Raw genomic sequence first — 23790 nt, forward strand, 5'->3', positions numbered from 1 at the left:
TCTTTTGATTAATTGACTTCCAAGAAATTTTCTTGGGCCGTCACTAAGCACATCTCCGATTCCTTCAATCTTCCCGAAAGTCTCGCGGGCTTTCGTCTCTCGTTCAGGTCGTTTTGGGCAACCCGTTCGAGGGTGAGACCAATTATAGAATTTTGAGGAATAAAAGCAAGGGGTCAGCGTAAAAAAAATTCACTTTTTTTCACTTTTTTTGATAAAAACGGGTTGTATTCAGGTTCTATATCATGATATTCACATTCTATTCACTAATTTTTTAGGAGCGCTCCAAAAGAAAAAGGGCTATTTGCCCTTTTGAAGTCCATTTTTTGGAAAAAATTTTTTTGAGGAGCTCTAAAAACAGCCCTTTTAGGGGATAACCACTCTATTTTGAATATATTCCAAAGGGTTCTCACAGGTATCCAAGTCCAATTCCGTCGATTTAACCTGCCAACGGAACCACGTCAATTGCCTTTTGGCATAATTTCGTGTTTTTCGCTTGACATCTTCGAGAATCCATTCGACTTGATTGCCGTCATTTGCACACAAAAGTTCTTTATAGCCAAGCCCCTGCCAAGCTGGAGCATCTAACGGAACTGTTTTGGCAAGTTCATGGATTTCGTCAAGCCAGCCATCCGCCATCATCTGGTCCACACGAGCATCAATTCGAGCATAGAGATTTTCGCGACTGCGGTTCAGCCAGAACACAGGCAACGCCCCTATCCCGCCTTCTCGTTCCTTTTGCCAATCCGAGAGCTTGCGCCCCGTCAGTTGGAATACTTCCAATATGCGGATAATGCGTTGAACGTTGTTCAGTTCAACTTTTTCCATCGCTTCGGGGTCCGCCAGCTTTGCTTTTTCGTATAAAGTCTTACTCCCAAACTTAGCAGCATCGTCTTCAAAAGACTTACGCACAGATTCATCGATTTTGGGTATCTGCGGAAGTCCAAGCATCAGGGATTGAAGATAAAGTCCAGTACCGCCCACCAAGATATAGTTTTGGTTCGGATTACCAGCCATTAGACTTTTCACATTTGCGCAAAAGTCGCCCGCCGAAAACACCTTGCGCGGATCCAGAAAATCCACCAAGTGGTGCTTAACCCTAGCCAAGTCAGCATGAGACGGCTGAGCCGTTCCAATAGCAAAGCCCTTGTATATCTGACGGGAATCTACGCCGATGATTTCGGCATTAAAACGTTCCGCCAGTTCCAGTGAAAGGCGAGACTTGCCAACACCGGTAGCTCCAACAAGTGCAAATAGAATAGGCATGCGCTCAATGTAGTTATATTTATAGGTGAAATGATAAAACTTAAACACATTGTCGCTCTTTTTTTCGCATTGGGGATTTTCGCCGGTTTGTCATATTACCTAAACAACCAGGATAGGGCATTCCAGATTCTCGAAAAGCTCGAAGAATCCGCAAACGTGCATGAAGACGAAGAAACTCTTGTCGAAAACGACACCTTACCTTTCGAACAGAGATTGAAAGATGAGATTAAAGTCATCTCGTCTAGTTACTCGAAACGCAGCAAACGTGATGTCTGGACTCTCGCCCGTGGAAAGACGATTGTCGTGTACCTTCTGCAAGCGCAAAAATTTGTACAAAAGCGTGGCGGAAAAATTCTTTTGATGGAAGAAATCACCGAGAACCCGAACGCCTACCAATCTGCAAAGGTAGACATGTTGACACCCAAAGGCGATTCCCTCCACTTGATTCTCCAAATATCGGACAATATCTTTATGAACAACGCATCGCTTATGAACGTTGCGTTTCAAGCTATAAACTCAACAAACTTAACACCTGAAATCATCGCCAAGCTAAACAATCTCGATTATCCATTTGATTTGTTGATCCCCCCATTTGGTCTAAACGAAGAGTTCTACAAAAGTTTAGACAAAATCCACAACAAAGAAATCGTCTTGTGGCTTGTCATGGAATCGACCAAACTAGACAAGCGTCATAACAAGTTACGCCCTCTCCGCATCCATCATACAGCAGAGCAAATCGAAGAGATTATCAACGCCGCAAAAAAGAATCTTCCAAGCGCCACCGGTATCGCAACACGTTATGGCGAACAGGCGGTCAAACACAAACAACTTATGCAGGCGATTCTAAAGCCGACAAAAAGGCAGAACTTGTGGTTTATGGACTTATCGATGGAAGACAGAACCGTCGTTCCACAAACCTGCAAAGACCTCAATATCACATGTAAAATTGCATTCCCTTACAATCCGGACAACAGCTCTATCGAGGACTACGTCCACCAGAAACTCAGGGAAGCGCCCAAAAGCGGAACATCTGTAATGATCATCCCGCTGACAGAACAAAATTTGTCTAAAATTGAGGATATTTCCAAGAAAGCAGCCAAGCAAGGAACTACCCTCGTAGACCTTTCAACTTTATTCAATTCTAAATAGGAGAGCCTATGTCTATCAAACTCGGTGTAAACGTGGACCATATTGCAACAATCCGTGAAGCCCGTAAAGGCAAGGAACCTGACCCGGTTGCAGCAGCCATGATTGCAGAACTCGCCGGTTGCAATGGGATTACAGCACATCTCCGTGAAGACAAGCGCCACATCCAGGACCGCGACATCAGGCTCCTCCGCGGAACAGTGACCACTAAGTTGAATTTGGAAATGGCACCGACACAGGCAATGGTGCAGTTCGCCATCAACCGCCAACCTGACATGGTAACGCTCGTGCCGGAAGTCCACACGGAACTTTCCACCGAAGACGGTTTGAACGTTTCTGCAAAGATTGATGAACTTGCAAAGTGCATCATGACGCTTAGAAACAACGATATCCAGGTGAGCGTGTTCATCGATGCCGAAACGGAACAGGTCAAGGCAGCCAAGAAGGTCGGCGCAAACTATGTGGAATTCAACACCGGCAAATACGCAACAGCATTTGAACTCGGCAGCCGCGAAGAAGTCGACCGTGAAATTTCTGCACTGCAGGATATGACGGTTCTCGCCCACAAGTATGGCTTAAACGTACTCGCCGGTCGTGGACTCAACTACAGAAACGTAGAAGCGGTTGCACAGATTGACGGCATTGACGAAATCATCATCGGTCACAGCATCGTGAGCCGCGCCGCACTCGTTGGCATGGAACGCGCTGTAAAAGAAATGATCGAAGCAATCAGAAGTTAGTCACTAGCAGCTAGTCATTGGTTATTAGTCATATCATCGCGCCAAAGGCGCCAAACTTTAAAACTAAAGACCAAGAGCCAATGACCAACAACTAAAATCAATAATCCCTATATTCCACGTTTTCGAGGACAAGCCCCTGCGGGGGCGCCCACGTGCGTTCGCCTTTGAACTTTTTCTCGAAAATCTGGTTGACCGTTCCTTCAGGATAACGGCCTCGACCAATATCAAAAAGCGTCCCGACCATCGCACGTACCTGGCGGTGCAAGAAGCGGTTCCCTTTGATGTGGAACATACAGCTCCAGTCATTCAAGCGTTCCAGGCGGAATTCGCTCAACGTGCAAAGCGTCGATTTTCCATCATTACGCGGGATGCAAAAATCAATAAAGTCGTGTTCGCCAAGGAATGACTGAGCCTCGCGACCCATCGCATCGATATCCAGATTCAGCGAACCGCACTCCCAGCCAAAGTCACGCATCAGCGCCACCGGGCGCGTAAATATCGTGTACTGGTAATAACGTAAAACAGCATCATAGCGGGCATTGAAGTCCGGTGCACAAGGCTCTAAATCGCGAATGCGAATCAAGCGTTTGGTAAGTCCGTTCACAGAACGGACAACCTTCTGCGGGTCTAGTTCACCATCAAAATCAAAGTGGACACACTGGCCGCGGGCATGAACCCCCGTATCCGTTCGACCCGCCCCCACCACGCGGATGGGCGCACGTAACGCCGTAGACAACGCCTCTTCGAGCGTTGACTGCACAGTTACAAAGCGGAGCTTGCCGCCACAATTTTGTTCTTGCCAGCCGTAAAAGGCGCTGCCTAAATATTCGCAACGAAAGCGGTAACGCATTAGTTACCTGCTTCTACAGCTTCCTTGATAACAGCCTCGACCTTAGCCTGAGGAATCTTCAACTTCGAAGCAATAGCCGAAGCCGGGAAACCTCTGCGAGACATCTGCAAAATCTTGCTGTTTACCGAAGATTCGCGATCAAAGCGGTTCATCTCAAGCGGATGAGCCACAGCTGTTGCAACAACTTCGGGCTTTGGCGCAGCTGCCGGAGCTGCAGGCTTTACCCTCGTGCGGTCATGATGCAGCACATCAGAAAGCGATTGCATTGCAGAGGTAATGCGTTCTCTAGCCGTCGGACGGAGAACCGTTCTACCGTTAAACGGAGACGTTAAAATTCGATTTTCAGGAACGCCATGTTCATCTTCGAAAGCAGCCTTCGTGGCGTTCACGTTCGAAGCATTTGCGTTGGACGCATTCAAGTTCGTTGCACTCTGATCGACAGGATTTGCACCTGCGGCAGCCTTTGTCTGAAGAGCCATCGTTTCACGACGCTTTGCGGCAAATTCTTCGGCTTCATCAATAATTGACTTTTTAGGGGCATGGACACGCGGAGTAAGGACCGTTTCTGTATCATCCACAGAAGGCATCTCCCCAGTCTCTCTCGATTTTGCAAGAGCTTCCATCATGCGAGTTTCAACAATTTTCTTGCGGTGGATAAGCACAAGCACGAGAATCACGGAGCAAAGGAGCACGGCAAGAGTTCCACCGATAATCCAGAGCCAAACGCCGCCAGAGAAGCCGCCCACATTTTCTTCCGGAGCTTCAGCTTCATCAGCCGTATTGGTGCGCATCGCCGAAAGGTCTTCCCATGCGTTAGAAAGTTCGTCGCGGATTTTCACCTGGGCATCGACATTGCCCTGAGAATTCCACAGCGCCACCTCCAAGGAATCAATTTTTGCGCGCGTCTGCATGTACCGGCTAACGTCAAAAGAGGAGGACGAGCCAGAAAAATCAACCTTGATGTATACAATTAAGGCGCAAGCCAAGACAAAAAGAACAACTGGAGCAGCGTATTTCTTCATGCCCGAAAATTTAGCAATAAAACCCTTTTCGTTATCAAAGTTTGACACTGAACAAAACCTCTTTTTTACATACCTAATATTAATTGTAGCAAATTTACAACACAGCATTGAGAACTTCACAACACTTTTCAACACGAATATGACAAAAAACACATTATAGAGCCAAACTTTAAATACCTTTATGTTCAAGAACTCTTTGTTCTCCTCCTAACCCCAAAAGAAACACTTTAGCCCCAACAGCTAAAGTGTTTTTTCGTTTTTATCACCTTTGAGCCCCCTATCATTCCAATTTATACGGTCAATAATTGCACTTTTTCGCTTGCAATTGCACCAAACACGACTTTTTGCGAAAAGTTTTTATAGTTTCAAGCTATGCAACCACAAGCACTTAGATTGTCCCGCATTACGATTTCGAATCTCCGCTCTATCCAGCGCGAGACTTTTCCGCTTAGTGATTTTACCGCCCTTATCGGCTACAACAACGCCGGAAAAACGAATATCTTGATGGGAATCCGCTGGTTGCTTGCCAATTTCTCGCTGGACATCTCGTATTTTGATGACCCGAACCACCCCGTAGAAGCGGAAGGGCTTTTTGAGGGCATAACCGAGCAGGTTTTGAACCGTCTTGGAGAAGAAAAAGCAGCCGAAGTAGAGCCGTTCCTCTCGGGAACAACGCTCCGCGTCAAGAAAGTGCAGCGAATCCCGGGTGAACTCCCCGGCAATATTGAATTTTGGGCATTCTGCCCGCCAAACGGCAAGCGCAAAGGCAAAGACTGGGTACGCGTCAATGACAAGTTTACCGCAGCCTTTAATCGCATGTTCCCGGAATCCATCGCTATTTGGGATTTTGAGGGGAACCAAGCCTACACCAAGCTCATGCACGAGATTTTCAAGCCACTGGAACGCAGGTTTGGTGGCGAATTGAGCCAGGTCATCGAGCAATTTACGGAACTGCTCTCCCCCGGAAGCGACTGCCAGGCCGAAGAAATCAAGGCTTTCGATAAAGAAGTCAACTCGGCACTCCGTCCGCTTTTCCCAAGTGTTCGCGTGGAGCTCGACATTCCCGTGCCGACTCTCGAGACATTCCTCAAAAGCGCAACGATTAAAGTCGTTGATGAAGATGATGGTTTTGAACGCGATATTTCGCGCATGGGTGCCGGTTCGCAACGAGCCATCCAGATGGCGCTTGTCCGCTACCTTGCTGAAATCAAGAAGCACCATAACAATCATTACCTGAGCCGCAAACTTTTATTGATTGATTCGCCGGAACTTTTTTTGCACCCGCAAGCAGTTGAGCTCGTGCGCGTGGCTTTGAAGAACCTTTCGAACGAAGGCTATCAAGTCGTCTTTGCAACGCATTCCGCACAGATGGTCACAAGCGAAGACGTGAGCACGTCTCTCTTGATTCGCAAGAACAGAGAACGCGGCACATTCATGCGCAAGCGAATGGAAGATGCCGTTCGCCAAGTCGTGAAAGATGCACCGAGCCAGCTGCAAATGCTGTTTAGTTTGTCTAACAGCAATGAACTTTTGTTTGCCGACTACGTGCTGCTCACCGAAGGTAAAACGGAATGGCGTGTGCTACCCGCCCTTTTCGAGCGCATTACCGGGCAATCTTTTGCACTTATTAAATGTGCGCTCGTGCGTCAAGGCGGCGTAAGCAACACCCGCAAGAGTATGCAGGTTTTGAGCGCCATGGACATTCCCGTGCGCGCCATTGTCGATTTGGACTACGCATTTACCACAGCAACACGCGACGGATTTTTAAGCGCCAATGACCCGGACATTACAGAATGCCGCAACTTGTTCCGCGAACTCGCTTGCCACAACCATTTGCGTTTGGTAAACGGTCTCCCTGTCAACAAGCACAGCAATATCAGCGCTTCTACAGCGTACGCGATGATGGCATCTATGCCAGAAGCCGAACGCCCCATCCGCAACATTCACAACAAACTCTGCGAGCAAGGCATTTGGGTCTGGACGAGAGGCGCAATTGAAGAACACCTCGGACTGAACGGCAAAAACGAAATGGTGTGGCGCAATTTTATTGAACGCAGCAAGTCCAAGAACTTTGTACAGACGCTCCCCGACTACGATGGCATTGAAGCCTTGTGCCAATGGATTATCAACGGGAGCCGCGGGCAGATTTAAATTTTCACAGCGAAGCAAAAAAAAGGGAGTGCGCATTTCTGCGACACTCCTTTTTTAATGTCTTGGATCCTATCGCTACGCTCCAGGATGACAAAGTCCGGGGTGACATTCTAGATGTTGTCGATAATCGCGTTGAACGCTTCGACGGGGCGCATCCACTTCTTGAGAAGTTCTGCCTTCGGGACATAGTAACCACCGATATCGGCAGGCTTACCCTGTTCAGCAGCGAGTGCGGCGACAATCTCAGATTCCTTCGCGGAGAGAGCAGCAGCGATCGGAGCGAACTTGCCGGCGAGTTCTGCATCGTCCTTCTGGGCGGCGAGAGCCTGAGCCCAGTAGAGAGCGAGGTAGAAGTGGGAACCACGGTTGTCGAGTTCACCGATTTTACGAGCCGGCGTGCGGTTGAATTCGAGAATCTTGCCGTTGGCAGCATCGAGCGTATCGGCCAAGACCTTAGCCTTCTTGTTGCCGTCCTTCAGCGCGACCTGTTCGAATGCAGGCACGAGTGCGAAGTATTCACCGAGAGAATCCCAGCGGAGGTAGTTTTCGGCGAGGAACTGTTGCACCTGCTTCGGAGCAGATCCACCTGCACCCGTTTCATAAAGGCCACCACCAGCCATAAGCGGCACGATGGAGAGCATCTTTGCAGAAGTACCGACTTCAAGAATCGGGAAGAGGTCCGTGAGGTAGTCACGCATCACGTTACCCGTCACACCGATGGTATCGAGGCCAGCCTTGGCACGCTTCATCGTTTCGACGATAGCCTTGCGCGGGCTCATAATCTTGATGTCGAGACCGTTGAGGTCATGTTCCGGCAAGTAAGCTTCGACCTTCTTCTGGATTTCACGGTCGTGAGCACGTTCCGGATCGAGCCAGAAAATCGCCGGCGTGTTGCTGAGGCGAGCGCGCGTCACGGCGAGTTTCACCCAGTCACGCACAGGAGCGTCCTTGGCCTGGCACATGCGGAAAATATCACCAGCTTCCACATTCTGTTGCAAGAGAACTTCGCCCTTGCCGTTCACAGCGCGGATAACGCCCTTGCCCTTAGCGACAAATGTCTTGTCGTGGCTGCCGTATTCTTCGGCACCCTGAGCCATGAGGCCCACGTTCGGCACTGTACCCATCGTCTTCGGGTCGAATGCGCCGTTCTGCTTGCAGAATTCAATCGTTTCGTCGTAGATACCAGCATAGCAGCGGTCCGGGATGCAGGCGACAACTTCTTGCAACTTGCCTTCCTTGTTCCACATGCAGCCGGAATTGCGAATCATAGCCGGCATAGAAGCGTCGATAATCACGTCGCTCGGCACATGCAAATTCGTAACGCCCTTGGCAGAATCGACCATAGCGAGATCCGGGCCTGCGGCGAGTGCGGCGTCGATGGCAGCCTTGACTTCGGCTTCCTTGGCATTTCCTTCGAGGCGCTTGAACAAGTCACCGAGACCGTTGTTGGCGTCGATTCCGAGTTCCTTGAAGAGGTCGGCGTACTTCGCGAACACATCCTTGAAGAACACGCGGACAAATGCACCGAACAGCACCGGGTCAGAGACCTTCATCATCGTGGCCTTGAGGTGCACGGAGAAGAGGAGGCCCTTGGCCTTGGCTTCGGCCATTGCATTGGCAATGAACTTTTCGAGAGACGCCATGCGCATGACGGTCGCATCAATGATTTCGCCCTTGAGGAGCGGCTTTGCGGCACGGAGTTCCGTCACAGCACCAGCTTCATCGACAAACTCAATCTTGAAGGAATCGGCTTCGGCCATCGTGATGGACTTTTCGTTGCCGTAGAAGTCATCGGCCTGCATGCTCGCGACATAAGTCTTCACAGATTCGTTCCACACGCCGTTGCTATGCGGATTATTGCGGGCATAGTTCTTGACAGCGTTAGGAGCGCGGCGGTCGGAGTTGCCCTGACGAAGCACCGGGTTCACAGCGGAGCCCTTCACTTTGTCGTAGCGAGCGCGGATAGCTTTTTCTTCGTCGTTGGCAGGAGCATCCGGATAGTCCGGGAGTGCGTAGCCGTTCTTCTGGAGTTCGGCAATAGCGGCCTTGAGCTGCGGCACGGAAGCAGAAATGTTCGGGAGCTTGATGATGTTTGCATCCGGTTCAAGCGTGAGCTTGCCGAGGAATGCGAGGTCATCCGTCACCGGCTTACCAGCAAACGTCGTACCTGCCGGGAGCGTGTCCGCGAAAGCGGCAAGAATGCGGCCTGGTAAGGAGATGTTCTTGGTTTCGACATCGATATCTGCGGTCTTTGCGAAAGCAGATACGATAGGAAGCAAAGACTGAGTCGCCAAGAACGGCGACTCGTCCGTAAGGGTGTAATAGATTTTAGTATTCATACGCCCCTAAGATAGAAAATAGCTCATGGGAGTTAAGTTCTAAATCCTAGAAATAGGCTAGTCTTTACCAAAGAGTTCTGCATATCTATCTGGTTCAAACAACTCAAGCCAATCGTTATAATAGTGAGGCTCACTCGAGAAAACCCATTCTCCATACGGTTCTACTTTTTCAAGAGTTTCCGGCTTGTCACAATTCCAGTTGTCGCTCACATAAGTCGTTTTAACAATGGAGCGATCTAAGACATTCCAGTCGGGAGAATCCGCCAACAATATCATCGAATAGTGTACCGTTGTATCTTCAGGGCAATTTCCACTTTTCACGATATCCGTCACGTAAATTCCATTTGCATCATAATTCGTCACCAAGTGCCCCTTTGCCCCAACATCTTTCAAGACGATGATGTAGAAAACTTCCGGAGGATACCACTTGAAGCTCTCTATTCCAACCGGATAAGTCGCGAATGTCGGGAAAAATTCAGCCACTAAAGAATCAGGCAACACATAAACACCTTCTTTGCGGTATGCATCCGCAATTTTAGTATCTGGCAAAGTGTTATAAGCGAAGCCTAGACTATTCGCATGCTTGAGTTCAAGTTCGTCATCTTCTCTTTCTTGATAATAATATTGATTCCACTCACCTTCTACCCCTACTGTACTATCGACTATAGAAAATTGCCATCTATAAGCATACATAGAATGCTTTTGAGCCCTACTCCATTCATAGGCTAAATTACTAGTCCTATACACACTATCTCTATACAAACTATCAGAATAAGGATCATGATAGACATAATTCTCATCATCGTAAGGAGCGTATTTTATAGAATCCTTAAGGCACTGAATTTTATACTCCTCGGTATATGAATTCAAAACTTCATCAGGAGTTTTTCCTTCAGGGACAAAAGACGCACAAGCCAAACTCAAACGATTCATATTACAAGCATCTCCCAAATCCCAGAAAAGACCATTCGATGCACTGCAAGACTGTTTGAATTCATTCAAGTATTCACCACAAGAGACGCCATACCCCCAAAAATGACTGTCCCCATAAGATCCAACCGTATTCATAACAACTGGCACCCCATCAACATCAATAATTTTTGTTGTGCGGTATGTTTCTAAAGAGTGGGCAAATACATAATCTTCTTCTGCAGAGCAAACTTCAGCCCAATGATCTTCATTAAATTTGGCTTTTTTCATAAAACATGTGCTACCATGGGTATCGTAAGACATTGCACGCAACACTCCTTTTCGATCAATCCTTGGTTTTGATTCTTGTGAAAAAGTCACAACATCACAAACCTTACGTCCGTCCTTACTCGGATAACTAAAAACTTGATCGTTCTTTACACTTATAGGACTAGCATTTAAATAGCTCTGGTTATCTGCGGTAACTTCAGTACCCAAAATAGCCTTTAACGAATCAAGCTTCGTCGAATCCACCAAAATTTCGAACGACCTTGCCAAAATCGCTCTCTGTTCTTCAGTTAAATTTGCAATCGGTGATGTGCTCGGTTCTGTCGTCGCTCCGGAGAAACCCGAATCAACGCTTACATCATTGGAACATGCAGCCAAAAAAGCAGCCACTCCAGACAGAATTACTTTATACATTTTTCTCATCTCATTCCTCCTTCCCTTTTGTAAGCGGGAATAGTTGTAAATTCAATCGATAAACTTTATCGTATTCTTTTTCCTTAGCAGCCATGGCAACCACCTGCTGCCTGAGTGTTTCAAGCTTTTGCACAAGCCATTGGTATGTCGATTCGGACATTCCAAGCGTTACGCCTGCGATGTGGCGTTTTTCGGGCGGAACTTCGTCAATTGCTTCTGTTGCAAACTTTGACATTTGACGGTTCATGGAACGCAGCGCCAACGGAATCGCCTCGGAAGAGCCCGTCACGACCTTCTCAGTCTGCTCATAGGTATCTTCGCCGACCTTCTTTAGGAATTCCGCGTGGCACATAAAGTCAAGCGAATGGCGAACTTCGGCAGCACTCACAACTGGATAACACTTACGCGCCAGTTCCAGCGGTTTTGCGCCCGGCATAATCGGGGCGAGTTCGCGCAGCACCGGGTTTACCCACGATTCGAAATACTTGAACGCCTCGGCATCGACGACTCGCAAGCGGTTTTCTTTTGCAATTTTCTGCATTTCGTTAAACGCCTGGATTTTCTTCGCATCGTTCTTGGCATCGCCAAAACGCTCCATCGCTAGGAAATAATCGCGGTCTGCGCCTGCAAGCCCCATGGCTTCGGCCACTTTTTCAACGCCAGTCTTGCTCAAGCGGCTTTTGCCTTCACAAACAAGCTGGACGTAGTTTGGCGAGGTGAACCCCGCCAATTTGGAGAATTCACGCCACGAGAACAAAGAACTGCGTTTGCGTTCTTCGTAGAAGTCCCGCATGAATTCTCGGTAGTCTTGATATTCGGTTATTGGTTTCATACCTATAAATTAGATTTTGCGGTATAGTCTTGCAATAGATTTTATTATACAAAATCAAGATTTTTAAAGAGATTTCAGCAATTTTTAGATTTTATAAAAATTTTTATAAAAATATTATACAGAGTGTATTATAAATTCAAGATGGCGATGCAGTCCCCATACGCGGATCATGACCACGTAAGAGCTAGTTGCATTCAAGGCGAGTGTCGCGACAGGCTGCTTGCAGACTGTCATGATTGAGCCGAAGATGCTGACGCAAAGCGTCAAAGCTCTAAGTGGTCAAAGAGAACGGAGTCCGGCATGACAAAAAGCAGAGACCGGGGTGACAACGCGACCGGTCCCATTGTCCAAAGACAACACTTAAAAGAAATTCTTAACAAAAATCGGCCTATTATAATGTAGATTATAGAGGTGGTGTGGGTTTAAAAACTCTTCTATAGGTTTTTTATGAAGAATTTTGGGTTTGGAAACTACAAGTTTTTTGTAGCGGCAATGTCTGTCGCGTCTTTTTCGTTTGCGGCAACCTATGCTCCCCCGTCAACAGCAGTTTCGAAAATCAACAGCTATCGAGGCTATTCGGAGCTGACCTCGGCGGCATCCGGCATGGATATCGACCAGTACACCTACAACATGACCACTTGGCAAATCGCAAACGGCGGTTTTTACAAAGCCATGGCCGACAAGTATAAAAGCGCGTATGGCGGCGGTCAAAAATCCGAATGGCGTGCACAGGGCGGGGCCGACCTCGGCACTATCGACAACAACGCCACCGTTCAAGAAATGCGTTTGCTCGCCGTGCGTTACAAAGAAACGACGAACAACAATTACAAATCCGCATTTAAGACAAGTTTCAATAAAGCCGTCAATTTTCTTTTGACCATGCAGCGCTCCAAAGGCGGGCTTCCGCAAGTTTGGCCCAAGCGCGGCAACTATTCCGACCAAATCACGCTGAATGACAACGCTATGATCCGCGCCATGGTCACGATGATGGATATCGCCAACAAGACAAGTCCATTCGACAGCGACATCATCGACGACGCCACCCGCAGCAAGATGAAATCGGCTCTTGACAAAGCGGTCGATTACTTGCTCAAGGCGCAAATTGTGAACGACGGAAAGGTCACGGTCTGGTGCGCCCAGCATGACACCAACAGCTTTGCCCCAGTTGGCGCACGAGCCTATGAACTCCCGAGCAAATCCGGCAACGAATCCATGGGCGTTGTGTGGTTTTTGATGAACTGGCCAGACCAAAACGAAGCAATCCAGAAGGCGGTCAAAGGCGCAATCGCTTGGTACAAAAAGAATAAACTAAAAGACAAGGCGTTTAGCAAGACCGCAGGCGTTGTGGACAAGGCGGGTTCATCGCTGTGGTTCCGCTTTTACGAAGTCAACAACGACAACTACTTCTTTTGCGACCGCGATGGTGCTAGCACCAAGACGCAGGACTTCATGAAAATCAGCGAAGAACGTCGCAAGGGCTACCAGTGGGCAGGCGATTACGGCTCTGCAATTCTAGGCACCGAAAATGCATACCTTGAAGCACTCGCCAAGATGGACGACAATTACGTTCCTCCTCCGCCAGCACCAGCTATGTGCGGAAACGACACATGCAAAACGAACATTGACGGTGTAGACTTTATCGACATTCAAGGTGTCAAGGAAACAACCAACACGGGATTCGTTGGCGAAGGCTATGCCAACGTTGACAATTCCACCGGAAGCTACGTGACCTACGGCGTTACCGCATTGAAAGAAGGCAAATACACCTTGTTCATCAGCTTTGCAAACGGCGGAGGTTCTGCACGCGGTTACAGTGTTTCTGTTGGCGACAAGACGTTACTTGCAGACGGCAGCATGGAATCCACCGCTGCGTGGACGACATGGGAAATGCAATCCATCGAAATCGAATTGCCACAAGGCTATAGCGAACTCAAGTTCACAAGCCTTTCGAAAGATGGCATGGCAAACATCGATTACATTGGCTGGATGAGTGATGATTTGAAAGTTGGCGAAGTCGAGATTCCGCCGACATCCATTGAGGCAATGCGCACTGTACGCAAAGAGCAACAGGATAATCGCTATTTTGTAGACTTTGGTCGCAACAATAATAGCGCAGGAGCTTACTTTACGAGAGGAAACAACACGTACCGCTTGAATGGGAAATTGAGGTAATATGTTGAATAGTTGGGTTTACAGGTTTGCAGTTTGTATGCCGCTTGCAATAGCGGTGAGCGCTTCCGCAATTACGAAGCACGGATTTGACTTTGTCTTGGGCGTCGATGGAGATTTCAAGGCTGCTATTGCCAAGGCGTCTTCTTCGGGCGCCACCGAATCCAAGCGATTCATTCTCTTTGTGCCGAATGGTGAATATAACATCACCAAGGTTACCGGTGACGAACACGGTAAATCGACATTCAGCGGCTCGAACATATCCATTATCGGCGAGTCCGTCGACAAGACGATTATCTGGAATACAACCGATACCGAAGGCATCAGCACCACAGCAACGCTGTACTTCCCCAGCAACAAAAATATGTATATGCAGGACATAACCCTGCAAAACAGAAGTTCCTTCAGCTCATCAAATGCCGCCCGCCAAGTGGCATTGCAACAAAACGCAGGCGACAAGTTCATCTACAAAAACGTACGCCTCTTGAGCGGTCAAGACACCTACTACACCAAGAAAGGGCGCACCTACTGGGAAGGTGGCGAAATTGACGGTACTGTAGACTTTATCTGTGGTGGCGGCGATGTATTCTTCGAAGGCACCAAACTCGTGATGACACGAAACGGTGGCTACATCACAGCATCGCAAAATCCAGATACCTGGGGTTACGTTTTCAGCAACGCCATCATCGAAGTCAGCAATTCCAGTTTCAACAAGACATTCTATCTCGGACGTTCCTGGGGCCGCGCAAAAGTCGTCTGGTTGAACACCATCATGCGCGCAGAGCCCAAAGCCGAAGGCTGGGGCCCCGACATGAATTCCGCCCCCGTTGTTTTCGGTGAATACAACAGCAAAAACGGAAGCGGTGGCGCTATCAACACAAGCCAACGCAAAACGTATTTTAACGGAGGCAAAGACGCATCGACAGCAACAACACTCAAGACCGTGTGGAATGCAAACGATGCCGCGAAATATACATTGAAAAACGTCTTGGGCGGTAGCGATAACTGGGAACCGAACAAACTCACAGCGCAAGTCTCCGCTCCTAAGATTTCTCAGGAAGGCGCAAACATCATCTGGAACGATGACGACAATGCTATTTGTTGGGCAGTATTCGTGAACGGCAAATACCACAGCAATACCACCACAAATTCAATTGATGTCGGAGGCATTGCTGCAGGCTCCAAAGTTACGGTACGTGCTGCAAATTCCATGGGCGGTCTCGGTGCAAGCTCCAACGAAATCACCGTCCTCGAAGCAAATGTCACCTACTACAACTTAACAATCAACTCTTCTATTGGCGGCTCCGTTATCGCCTCCCCGAATCGCGAAAAAATCGCCGAAGGCACAGCAGTCTCGTTCATCGCAGAACCCGCTAGCGGTTGGAAATTCGCAGGTTGGACAGGCAAAAGCGCGAGCGACGCCGGCAGCGAAAGCACTTGGAAAACCACGATGACCAAGGACATCGAACTCGGCGCGATCTTCGAAGCCAAGGGCACAACCACCTTCCAAGCAGAAGACGGCATCATCGATAACGCCATCAACGAAAGCACAAACGCAGGCTTTGCAGGCACAGGCTATATCAACTTTGGCACAGGGAAATCAACCGTTCAAGTCCCTGTCTACGTAGAATACCCCGGCGAATACACGATGGAAATGACATATGCAAATGGCAGCGGCAAAGCACGCAGCCTCGCCTTCGCCGCCCCCGGCACATGCACCGCAGGCGTTGACGGATGCAAAGGCGCCGAAGTCATTTCGTTCGAAGCCACCGACAAGTGGACCACATACCAGACAAAAGAATCTACCATAACGCTCCCCAAAGGCGCAAGCTACATCACGTTCTCCATCGTTGACGGCAATGACGGCCCGAACCTCGACCAAATCAAGCTGACCGAAAAAGACGTCGATAAAGGAAGCGTCGCCATCGCGAAAATCAACCGCATAAACACAGCAGTCACCGAATCACGCATCTACGATACGAACGGAAAACTCGTACGCTATGCGAAAGGGAACACCAATTTGACCGGGCTTACCCCCGGAATCTACGTCGTAAAGACCTCTGCGCAAGGTTACAGCAAACAAAAAATGGTCCAAGTCCGCTAGATTTTGTTAATTTTAAATCATGCTTGGAATCGAACAGAAAAAAGGAAATGACGAACAACTGTGCGGCAGAATGATTGCCTATGCGCGCATTTTGCCCTCCCCCGACGCCGAACCCAACGAAACGCCGTTTGACGACATGATCAAAAACGGGCTTTTGACGTTAGAAGGCGATTTTCGTCAGTTCGAACACAAGCCAAGCAGAAGAGAAGTCAACCGCGCCGTCGATGCAAAGTTCAACAACTTTCTCAAGACGATGGAAGAAAACGGCGTGGAACTCCCCGAAAATTTGGACGTTGACGCCATGCGCGAACGCCTCCATGAACTTTCGAACATGGAAGTGATTCCCATTCCAGCCCGCATCGGGAACTTCAACAACGAAGAAGACATTCTCAAGGAAGACGCCGACATCTACTACATTGGTGAATTTATCGGTGCAAACCAGGCGCACTATTGCCTAACGACGCTCCCGATTTACTACCAGGCAAAGTATCGCGAACAAGCTAAACGCAACGAAATGGACATGCTCAACGAAATGCTCTTGCAGTTCGAAGAGGGCGATTTCGTGAACACCGAAGACATCCAAAAAGACACGGAAGAACTCTTCCCGAAGGGTCTCACGCTCAACACGTTCATGGGCGACCTCTCGAAGCTCCTCAACGTACGCGTCATCCCGTTCTTGCTCGCCTGCGAATCCGACAGCGAATACGACTCACAAATTCAGCTTTTCTACGCCTTCATGAAGGGTTACCCCGACCAAAAGGACATCGAGAGAATCGACAGAGCTCTGCGCGAACTCCGCAAGCAAAGCGACTCCATCGAAGCCCGCAACCTGCTCGAGCTCAGCTGCAAGCGAATCAACGCCATCTACAACGAAGATTCTCAACAAGCAAGCGAACTCGGCAAGCAGATCGAAGCCATCGAAGGGGTGTAAGGGATCAACCGCAATTCAGAATCATATAGAGTGCAGCAGTTTTGCTGCACTTTTTTGTATTCTAAACTCAAAAGTTCAAGCTCTTGACTACTGTTTTACCATTATCTAGTTTAAAAGGAGACAAGCTCAGGGAGTATCTTATGATGAAGAACGCTAGATGGGATAACGAAGTTGTGCTGGACTACATTGAACAGCACGATTCAGATGCGTTCAAAAAGCATGACGAGAAAGTTCGAAAGGACGACAGAAAAACAACAGCAAAGTTGCAAAAAAATATGGGCGTTCCAATAGACGTCATTGCAGATACGTTCAATCTCACCAAAGAAGAAATCGAATCCTTGTAAGGCGACCCCGGAATAAATCCGGGGTGACAACATCAAAAAAGCGACGCATTAGCGTCGCTCGTTTTATAATGGTTTCCCTTCACGTCTCGTTTTATTCTTTCACGAGGAAGCCGGCGATGGACTTTTCACGGACAAATGTTTTTTTCGCGACATTCTGCACGTCAGCGACATTTACCTTGTCCAAGTTATCAGCCCAGTTAAGGAAGATGCGGTAATCGCCATAGACTTCGTACCAGCCAAGCATGGTCGCAACATTTTCCATGTCGGTCAAGCTGCGGACTAGTCCTGCGTATGCGCGGTTCTTGACTTTCTGGAATTCGCGTTCGCTGACTTGCTGAGACTTCAATTTTTCAAGTTCTTCCCAGACAATTTTTTCGACCTTTTCGCGGTTGGCATCGGGACGGAGGTTTACGCGGACGGAAAATTCGGAGATGTACTTATTCGGGCTGTTGCTCGCACTCACGCCGACAGCGAGTTTTTCTTCTTCGACGAGGCGCTTGTAAAGGCGGCCAGAACGTCCGTTCAAAACACCTTCGGCAATGTCGAGCGCATAGAGCGTGCTATCGCCCACGGCAGGAGTCTTGAAGACGAGCGTGTAAAGGTTCGGAGCATCCTTGCGCTTGACGGTCAATCGCTTTTCGCCAGCCTGTTCAGGGTCGCGCACGGTAAGCGGAGGGAATGCTTCGCCAGCCGGGATCGGTGCGAAATACTTCTTGACAAGTTTCATCGTTTCAAGCGTGTCCAAATCGCCAGCCATCACGAGGATTGCATTGCGTGGTTTGTAATACTTGCGATAGTGCTCTTCAGCTTGCTCGCGGGTCAAGTTTTCGATATCACTCGGCCAGCCAATGGTCGGCACGCGGTACGGGAACGCCTCGTAAATCATGGAATTGAGCGTTTCGTAATAGCGACCCGTCGGGCGGTCATCATAACGCATGCGGCGTTCTTCACGAACGACAGAGCGTTCCGAATAGAACTCACGCAACACGGCATTCTGCATGCGGTCAGATTCAAGCCACATAAAGAGTTCTGTTTTATTCTTGGGGAGCGTTACAGTATACGCAGTGACCAAATCACTCGTAAAGGCGTTGAGACCTGTTCCGCCAGCAGCCTGGTAGGCGCCCCACAGTTCATCCTTGATAAAAATCTTGCGGTGTTCGTTCAGCACGGAATCGTGTTCAGCCGTCAGCTTTTTCACACGAGCGGTATCGTCAGCAAGTCTTGCCGAGCGGATCAGAGCCTGCAAGGAATCCTGCGTTGCCATGAACTTGACATCAGCAATGCTATCGGAGATGCCGACCTTCTTTGTGCCCTTGAAAAGTTCGTGTTCCAAGATGTGAGCAAGCCCCGATTTGCCGGGGACTTCATGGACGGAACCCGTCACGTAAAACAAACGGAAACTCACTGTCGGAGCTTGCTTGTTCGGGTACAAAAGAACGGTCAGTCCGTTATCAAGGACTTCCTTGTGCACTGGCAAATTTACTGCAGCCTCGGACGTTCCAGCCAACAGCGCAGGCACCAAAGCGCAGCTCATAGCAATTTTAGCGAAAAGTTTTCTCATGTTGAACAATTTAGATATTTTCTATAAAAAGGAGATCCCCGCTCGAGGCGGGGATGACATTTTGCCATAGCGGAGATGACATATTGCAAATAAGGGGCTTTCGCCCCAGTTTCTATTTCATTCGAACTTTATATGATTTTATCAATCGTCCTTCAGATTCGAGCGTAGCAATGATAAATGCCTTTCCTCGCAACGCATCCATGTGAATTTCACAAGTTTCACCGGTAAATGACTTTGTCATAAGGAGCGTTCCGTTGGCATCAAAGAGATTGACGGTCTTAAACCCAGCCATCTTCGCATTTACCATTAAAACGTTTTCCGACACCGAGAATCTAACGACAGACGCAACGCGCATCTTATGAGCATTCACGGAACCTTCAGAAGACGAGCTCCATTCAGAAACTTCCATTCTGCTGGACGAGCTTGCCACTACAGAAGAACTAGAGCGATTCGCAGAGCTACTAGACTCCTTCACTGCAGAACGCACGCTAGACGATGATACTTCAACACTCGAAGAAGACTTAGCTGAGCTGGACGACGATTTCGCAGAACTCGATGAGGTTTTCAACGAACTCGATGAAGACTTAGCGGAGCTGGACGAGGACTTTGCAGAACTTGACGAAGACACCGGCGAGACTCGGTTTCCACGAGTCTTAAATTCCGCATGGTCATCTACAATTTTGATATCATAGATTTCAAGTCCAAGGCTATCGCCTGCCCATGTTTTAAATCCGTTAAAGCTATTGACTCGGCTCGTCGGGAAAGCATCTGCCGCTACCGTGTAGGCATCGGCTCTGCCATCGGCTTCAATCAGATCAACGTGCATCGGGTCAGACACATTGATTTCATTATACATCCAAGAATACCGGTCATAATTTATATGCCAAACGAGCATACCCTTATTCGGCAGACCTTTATCAAAACCAGTATTCTGACGGAATTCAACAAAGTAATATTCATTGTCATTGTCGGATGTCAGCACAAGTCCATCATTTTCCTGAACAGCCTTCAAGACAACAGTCGTGTCCGATACTTCTAGCCGACGCGGCACAAGCCAGCCCAAGCTAAATTTTTCAAACGCAGACATATTTGCAGGAGAACAAGACGTTGTATAGAATCTGTTCTGCGGACAGTTGTACGAACCGGCATCCATCAAATCCCACGGCCCTGGAGTGTAGCGAGCTCGAGTCTTTGAATTATTAACGTTCACATCATAATGATCCATAAGGCCAAGCACATGGCTAAACTCATGGCAAAAAGTTCCAATACCATTCAGCGCATCTGTACTTTTACGGTACATATAAGCCTGTCCGTCGATTTCCGGAGAACAAGCATAGCGATTCATGGACATATTACGCGTAAGTCGTTTTGAAACGTTATACGAGTGCGGCCAGATTGCCGACTGGACATCCGTATCGGCCGAGCCGACACCGGCATAAATCATATAGACAAAGTCAACAACACGGTCGCCATCGCTATCATAAGGGGTAAAATCAACATTCCTAGCGACAAGCGAATCCATCGCCTCGCTAACAGCCTTGACAGCACCCGTAGCCATATTCCTAGAATCAACTAGAGCACCATAAGAATCGCGAGTTCCCTTCAGCGTAATCGGTCCAGCAACATCAAAAGTCGGCCTATACTTGCCGTTTGAATTTCCAATGAAGAAATCCCTGACGCTTCCGCTCATGTTGTAGTTGGAATAGCCTTCCTGATTAAGAAAATTCAGGTATTCTTCCTGGGCATTACTGCGATTGAACTTGACATCGCTAAACTGCACCAGAATGACAAGCCCGCGAACATCACCTTCCTTTTGAACGGTATTCAAAGTAGGCTGCTTTGGCCAGTTGGTATTTTGCACAGGGTCTTCGGGCTGAGTCCAACCACCCCAACCCCAGCCGCCCCATTCATTAGCCTTTTGCGGATCATCTGTAGAAGACTGAAGCATCATGGGCCCCAAAGAAGAGTCCGCCTGCTGTTCTTGGAGCTGTTTCAACCGCTTTTCGCGGAATTTTTCCAAAATTTGGCGAGAATCGCGTTTTTTGAGGAAGTTTTTCTCTTTTGCACCACGTTTGGACTTTGCATGAACCCTCATGCCCGTCTTTTGGCCATGTTCGTCGGCATAATTCCAATAACCAGCGGAATCACGGACAACGAGCACACTATCTTCGCCTGTCAGCGTATAGTTAAAATGCTCGTTTCCAACCTTTCTAATCTGCACAACAGAGCCATCGGGCTGCGTTGAATTGATTAAAAACGGTGCAGCTTTAACGGCCCACACGGATGCGGAGCCGACTAAAGACCCAATCAATATGCACTTCCACCAACTCATACTATAAACATATATTCAGAATCGGGGATGTGCAAAAAAGCAATGTGTTTTTTACATGTTTTCCGTTGACAGAACGCCAACAGGCCGCAATAACCGCGACAAAAAGTTACAGTACCCTACATTTTCGACAATGCAAGCAAGGCACCACCACAAAGAATGACAGAAACTGCAATGGCAAGCTTAATTCGCTCCGGTTTTGTCGGGTATTCGTGAAAAACCACCACTCCCCAAAGCAAGTTCACCAGCAAGTTCAATTGCGTGAGCGGGTAACCAACGGCATAGCCCAAAGCGCCATTCGAATCGATTGCCCAGAAGCAGCCATGTTGCCCAATAACCCAGAGGACACCCATAAGCATGGACGTCACAGACGGAGCAAGGCCATATTCAAAAAGAGCACGGCGCTTTATACTCAAAATTGCAACCAAAAGTTCAGCGGATACAAAAATGCCCAAGGCAAACGAGCCCATGAATTCGAGTATGGGGACTTCGGCAAACTTGTACGGGATAAGGAACAGCCCAAAGATGAGACCGCCCAAAAGCGAGCGCCAATTTCTAAAGACATTTCCCTGAGGAGGAGCAAGCTTACTGAGACCAAAAAGCAAAAGAAGGATTGCCGGGATCGAGAAATAAAGCAAGGTCGATTCCGAGAAAATGAGCACACCCGTCACAAACGAGGCAAGGATGCTTACGCCCATCGAGCGCACACCGGCACCCGTCAAGTCCTGTTCCGCCTTGACCGCCCAGAAGCAAAATGCGCCAGCGCAAACCCAAAGGAACCCGCAAAGGATACCCACCGGCAAAAAGCGGAACGAGTCCGTTGCAAAAGAAATGCAAAGCTGTCCGAGGAACATGCCCAACGCCATGCAGGAGAGGTAAGCCCACGACGAGAACTTGGACCAAGCCTTGAGAGGGACCATGTAAGTGCCGAACGCAAAGACGGCAAGGACGAGACCAACGTAACTATTTCCCAATGCAGAACCCCGCAAATATTTGTTGTAAAACGTCTTCGGACGAGATTTCGCCCGTTATACTCTGGAGCGAACGGCGCACCAGTTGCATTTCGAAAGCCAAAAGTTCCACCGCCGGATTCGTGCGGATAAGGTTCAGCGCACGGTCGATACCCGCAAGAGCTTCTTCGAGGCAAGTCTTTTCGCGCTCGCTCGTAATCCAGAGGTCTTCGGAATTTTCTGTTTTTTTGAAAAGGGTGGCGTTCATGGCGCGCTTGAGATCAACGAGCCCCTCACCCGTCTTGGAGGAAATGCGGAGGGAACTTTCACTGGATCCTTCGCTTCGCTCAGGATGACAAGTTGCAATATCGCTTTTTGAAATGACGACAAAATCCGGTTTTATATTCTCTGAATAACAAGATGCGCCGCGCTCATCTGATCCATCGAGGACCAGAATCTTCATGTCGGCTTCGGCGAGGATTTCCTTGCTCTTTTCCATGCTAAGCGCATCGAGAGCATCGGTCGCCTTGTCCGCGATACCAGCGGTATCGACCAGGCGGATTTCACCCCCGTCCAGGAACAAGCGGACTTCAACAAAGTCACGGGTCGTGCCAGGGATGTTACTCACGAGGATTCGGTCTTCACCGAGGAGCGCATTCACGAGGCTCGACTTGCCCGCATTCGGAGCACCGTACAAAACAGCAAGCGGCAAACGGCTGACCGCCGCCTTGCCCTTAAAACTTTTCAAAATGGATTCTACGCTTTCGCGAATCGCAGAAATTTTCACGCCCCAGGTCGCATAATCCGGGTCGGCTTCTTCTTCGGAGAAATCAACATCCAATTCGAGGCGAGCCGAGATATCCATGACCTGTTCCGTGAGCGTCTTGACTTTTTTCGAGAGCGCACCGCCGAGCAAGCGATGGGCGTTCTTGAGTTCGTCACGGTTAGCACTGTGGATCACATCGGCAACGGATTCCGCCTGCACCAAGTCCATGCGACCGTTCAAGAAAGCACGACGCGTGTATTCGCCCGGTTCTGCCAAGCGCACGCCATCGACGCTCTTGATAACCTGAATCAGTTCACGGACGATAATCGGGTTTCCGTGCGGGTAAAGTTCCAGCACGTCTTCGCCGGTATAGGAATTCGGACCTTCAAAAAAAATGTAGAGGAGGCTATCGATAACGAGTGCTGTCGCGCGGTCATCGCCGACCATTGTACGATAGTCGCGAGCCGTCGCAAGCTTTGCTTCGCGAGGCTTCAAATTCTTTATTACCGATTCACCGAACAGAAGGCGCACCACTTCGCGCACCTTCGAGCCACTCACGCGGATAGCGGCAACGGCACTCACGCCCGCAGGCGTCATCGGAGCAACAATCGTCTGAGAATCCATGAAGAAAAAGATAGTAATTAGCAGTTAGTCATTGGTCATTAGTCTTTGGTCGTTAGAT

Annotated in this window: 17 protein-coding genes; 7 read left to right on the forward strand and 10 right to left on the reverse strand. The window is 48.7% G+C overall.

Annotated features, from left to right (window positions below; genetic code table 11):
* Positions 1-363: 363 nt before the first annotated feature.
* Positions 364-1263, reverse strand: a complete 900-nt coding sequence (miaA, locus tag B9Y77_RS14395; protein ID WP_085492244.1) for a tRNA (adenosine(37)-N6)-dimethylallyltransferase MiaA — start codon at positions 1261-1263, stop codon at positions 364-366.
* Positions 1264-1293: 30 nt separating this feature from the next.
* On the opposite strand from miaA, the gene B9Y77_RS14400 reads away from it, so the two are divergent.
* Positions 1294-2412 carry a divergent polysaccharide deacetylase family protein gene (locus tag B9Y77_RS14400; protein ID WP_085492148.1) on the forward strand — a complete coding sequence of 373 codons (1119 nt, stop codon included), beginning with the start codon at positions 1294-1296 and terminating at the stop codon, positions 2410-2412.
* 8 nt (positions 2413-2420) lie between these two features.
* A complete protein-coding gene (locus B9Y77_RS14405; protein ID WP_085492149.1) occupies positions 2421-3149 on the forward strand; it encodes a pyridoxine 5'-phosphate synthase in 729 nt (242 codons plus the stop codon).
* Between the two features lie 97 nt (positions 3150-3246).
* Here the strand turns inward: B9Y77_RS14405 and truA are convergent, their stop codons facing one another.
* Both truA and B9Y77_RS14415 read right to left on the reverse strand, forming a co-directional pair.
* Positions 3247-3999: a tRNA pseudouridine(38-40) synthase TruA gene (gene truA / locus B9Y77_RS14410; RefSeq protein ID WP_085492150.1), complete on the reverse strand. Its 753-nt coding sequence runs from the start codon at positions 3997-3999 to the stop codon at positions 3247-3249.
* Positions 3999-5021, reverse strand: a complete 1023-nt coding sequence (locus tag B9Y77_RS14415; RefSeq protein ID WP_254900061.1) for a hypothetical protein — start codon at positions 5019-5021, stop codon at positions 3999-4001. Before B9Y77_RS14415 ends, truA begins: the two co-directional genes overlap by 1 nt.
* Positions 5022-5393: 372 nt before the next feature.
* Between B9Y77_RS14415 and B9Y77_RS14420 the strand changes: the two genes are divergently transcribed.
* Complete coding sequence (locus B9Y77_RS14420) at positions 5394-7172, forward strand: ATP-dependent nuclease (RefSeq protein WP_085492152.1); 1779 nt, start codon at positions 5394-5396, stop codon at positions 7170-7172.
* 110 nt (positions 7173-7282) lie between these two features.
* Here the strand turns inward: B9Y77_RS14420 and B9Y77_RS14425 are convergent, their stop codons facing one another.
* From B9Y77_RS14425 to B9Y77_RS14435, 3 genes are read right to left on the reverse strand one after another with little or no spacing between them, the layout of a single operon-like run.
* Positions 7283-9511, reverse strand: coding sequence for an NADP-dependent isocitrate dehydrogenase (locus B9Y77_RS14425; RefSeq protein ID WP_085492153.1), 2229 nt, complete (start codon positions 9509-9511; stop codon positions 7283-7285).
* 57 nt (positions 9512-9568) lie between these two features.
* On the reverse strand, positions 9569-11131 hold the full coding sequence (locus B9Y77_RS14430) for a hypothetical protein (RefSeq protein WP_085492154.1): 1563 nt from the start codon (positions 11129-11131) through the stop codon (positions 9569-9571).
* A 1-nt stretch (position 11132) separates the two neighbouring features.
* The gene (locus B9Y77_RS14435; RefSeq protein WP_085492155.1) at positions 11133-11954 is read right to left on the reverse strand and encodes a TIGR02147 family protein; all 822 of its coding nucleotides are present in this window, start codon (positions 11952-11954) and stop codon (positions 11133-11135) included.
* A gap of 447 nt (positions 11955-12401) precedes the next feature.
* On the opposite strand from B9Y77_RS14435, the gene pelA reads away from it, so the two are divergent.
* The 4 genes from pelA (at position 12402) to B9Y77_RS14455 (ending at position 17502) form a co-directional block, all read left to right on the forward strand.
* Positions 12402-14126, forward strand: a complete 1725-nt coding sequence (gene pelA / locus B9Y77_RS14440; RefSeq protein WP_085492156.1) for a pectate lyase — start codon at positions 12402-12404, stop codon at positions 14124-14126.
* 1 nt (position 14127) lies between these two features.
* Positions 14128-16227 (forward strand): pectinesterase family protein, encoded by a 2100-nt coding sequence (locus B9Y77_RS14445; protein WP_085492157.1) that lies wholly within the window; start codon positions 14128-14130, stop codon positions 16225-16227.
* A 19-nt stretch (positions 16228-16246) separates the two neighbouring features.
* Entirely contained in the window at positions 16247-17158 is a 912-nt protein-coding gene (locus B9Y77_RS14450) for a hypothetical protein (protein ID WP_085492158.1), read from the forward strand.
* A gap of 140 nt (positions 17159-17298) precedes the next feature.
* On the forward strand, positions 17299-17502 hold the full coding sequence (locus tag B9Y77_RS14455; RefSeq protein WP_085492159.1) for a hypothetical protein: 204 nt from the start codon (positions 17299-17301) through the stop codon (positions 17500-17502).
* A gap of 91 nt (positions 17503-17593) precedes the next feature.
* Here the strand turns inward: B9Y77_RS14455 and B9Y77_RS14460 are convergent, their stop codons facing one another.
* The 4 genes from B9Y77_RS14460 to mnmE all read right to left on the reverse strand — a co-directional run bounded on the left by B9Y77_RS14460 (position 17594) and on the right by mnmE (position 23732).
* Positions 17594-19063, reverse strand: a complete 1470-nt coding sequence (locus B9Y77_RS14460; RefSeq protein ID WP_085492160.1) for a M16 family metallopeptidase — start codon at positions 19061-19063, stop codon at positions 17594-17596.
* A gap of 112 nt (positions 19064-19175) precedes the next feature.
* Positions 19176-21374: a M6 family metalloprotease domain-containing protein gene (locus B9Y77_RS14465; protein ID WP_244536677.1), complete on the reverse strand. Its 2199-nt coding sequence runs from the start codon at positions 21372-21374 to the stop codon at positions 19176-19178.
* A 137-nt stretch (positions 21375-21511) separates the two neighbouring features.
* Positions 21512-22366, reverse strand: coding sequence for a GRP family sugar transporter (locus B9Y77_RS14470; protein WP_244536678.1), 855 nt, complete (start codon positions 22364-22366; stop codon positions 21512-21514).
* Positions 22356-23732 carry a tRNA uridine-5-carboxymethylaminomethyl(34) synthesis GTPase MnmE gene (mnmE, locus tag B9Y77_RS14475; protein WP_085492161.1) on the reverse strand — a complete coding sequence of 459 codons (1377 nt, stop codon included), beginning with the start codon at positions 23730-23732 and terminating at the stop codon, positions 22356-22358. The genes B9Y77_RS14470 and mnmE overlap by 11 nt, the downstream gene beginning before the upstream one ends.
* Positions 23733-23790 lie beyond the last annotated feature (58 nt).

It is taken from the genome of Fibrobacter sp. UWB13 (assembly GCF_900177805.1).
In the GTDB taxonomy this organism is placed as follows: domain Bacteria; phylum Fibrobacterota; class Fibrobacteria; order Fibrobacterales; family Fibrobacteraceae; genus Fibrobacter.

What these genes read in the sequence shown, in the direction of transcription:
- pelA (WP_085492156.1), top strand. Translation starts at nt 12,402, where the DNA reads ATGAAGAATTTTGGGTTTGGAAACTACAAGTTTTTTGTAGCGGCAATG.
- B9Y77_RS14400 (WP_085492148.1), top strand. Translation starts at nt 1,294, where the DNA reads ATGATAAAACTTAAACACATTGTCGCTCTTTTTTTCGCATTGGGGATT.
- B9Y77_RS14445 (WP_085492157.1), top strand. Translation starts at nt 14,128, where the DNA reads ATGTTGAATAGTTGGGTTTACAGGTTTGCAGTTTGTATGCCGCTTGCA.
- B9Y77_RS14450 (WP_085492158.1), top strand. Translation starts at nt 16,247, where the DNA reads ATGCTTGGAATCGAACAGAAAAAAGGAAATGACGAACAACTGTGCGGC.
- B9Y77_RS14430 (WP_085492154.1), bottom strand. Translation starts at nt 11,131, where the DNA reads ATGAGAAAAATGTATAAAGTAATTCTGTCTGGAGTGGCTGCTTTTTTG.
- B9Y77_RS14425 (WP_085492153.1), bottom strand. Translation starts at nt 9,511, where the DNA reads ATGAATACTAAAATCTATTACACCCTTACGGACGAGTCGCCGTTCTTG.
- B9Y77_RS14435 (WP_085492155.1), bottom strand. Translation starts at nt 11,954, where the DNA reads ATGAAACCAATAACCGAATATCAAGACTACCGAGAATTCATGCGGGAC.
- mnmE (WP_085492161.1), bottom strand. Translation starts at nt 23,732, where the DNA reads ATGGATTCTCAGACGATTGTTGCTCCGATGACGCCTGCGGGCGTGAGT.
- B9Y77_RS14405 (WP_085492149.1), top strand. Translation starts at nt 2,421, where the DNA reads ATGTCTATCAAACTCGGTGTAAACGTGGACCATATTGCAACAATCCGT.
- B9Y77_RS14460 (WP_085492160.1), bottom strand. Translation starts at nt 19,063, where the DNA reads ATGAGAAAACTTTTCGCTAAAATTGCTATGAGCTGCGCTTTGGTGCCT.
- truA (WP_085492150.1), bottom strand. Translation starts at nt 3,999, where the DNA reads ATGCGTTACCGCTTTCGTTGCGAATATTTAGGCAGCGCCTTTTACGGC.
- B9Y77_RS14455 (WP_085492159.1), top strand. Translation starts at nt 17,299, where the DNA reads ATGATGAAGAACGCTAGATGGGATAACGAAGTTGTGCTGGACTACATT.
- B9Y77_RS14415 (WP_254900061.1), bottom strand. Translation starts at nt 5,021, where the DNA reads ATGAAGAAATACGCTGCTCCAGTTGTTCTTTTTGTCTTGGCTTGCGCC.
- B9Y77_RS14420 (WP_085492152.1), top strand. Translation starts at nt 5,394, where the DNA reads ATGCAACCACAAGCACTTAGATTGTCCCGCATTACGATTTCGAATCTC.
- miaA (WP_085492244.1), bottom strand. Translation starts at nt 1,263, where the DNA reads ATGCCTATTCTATTTGCACTTGTTGGAGCTACCGGTGTTGGCAAGTCT.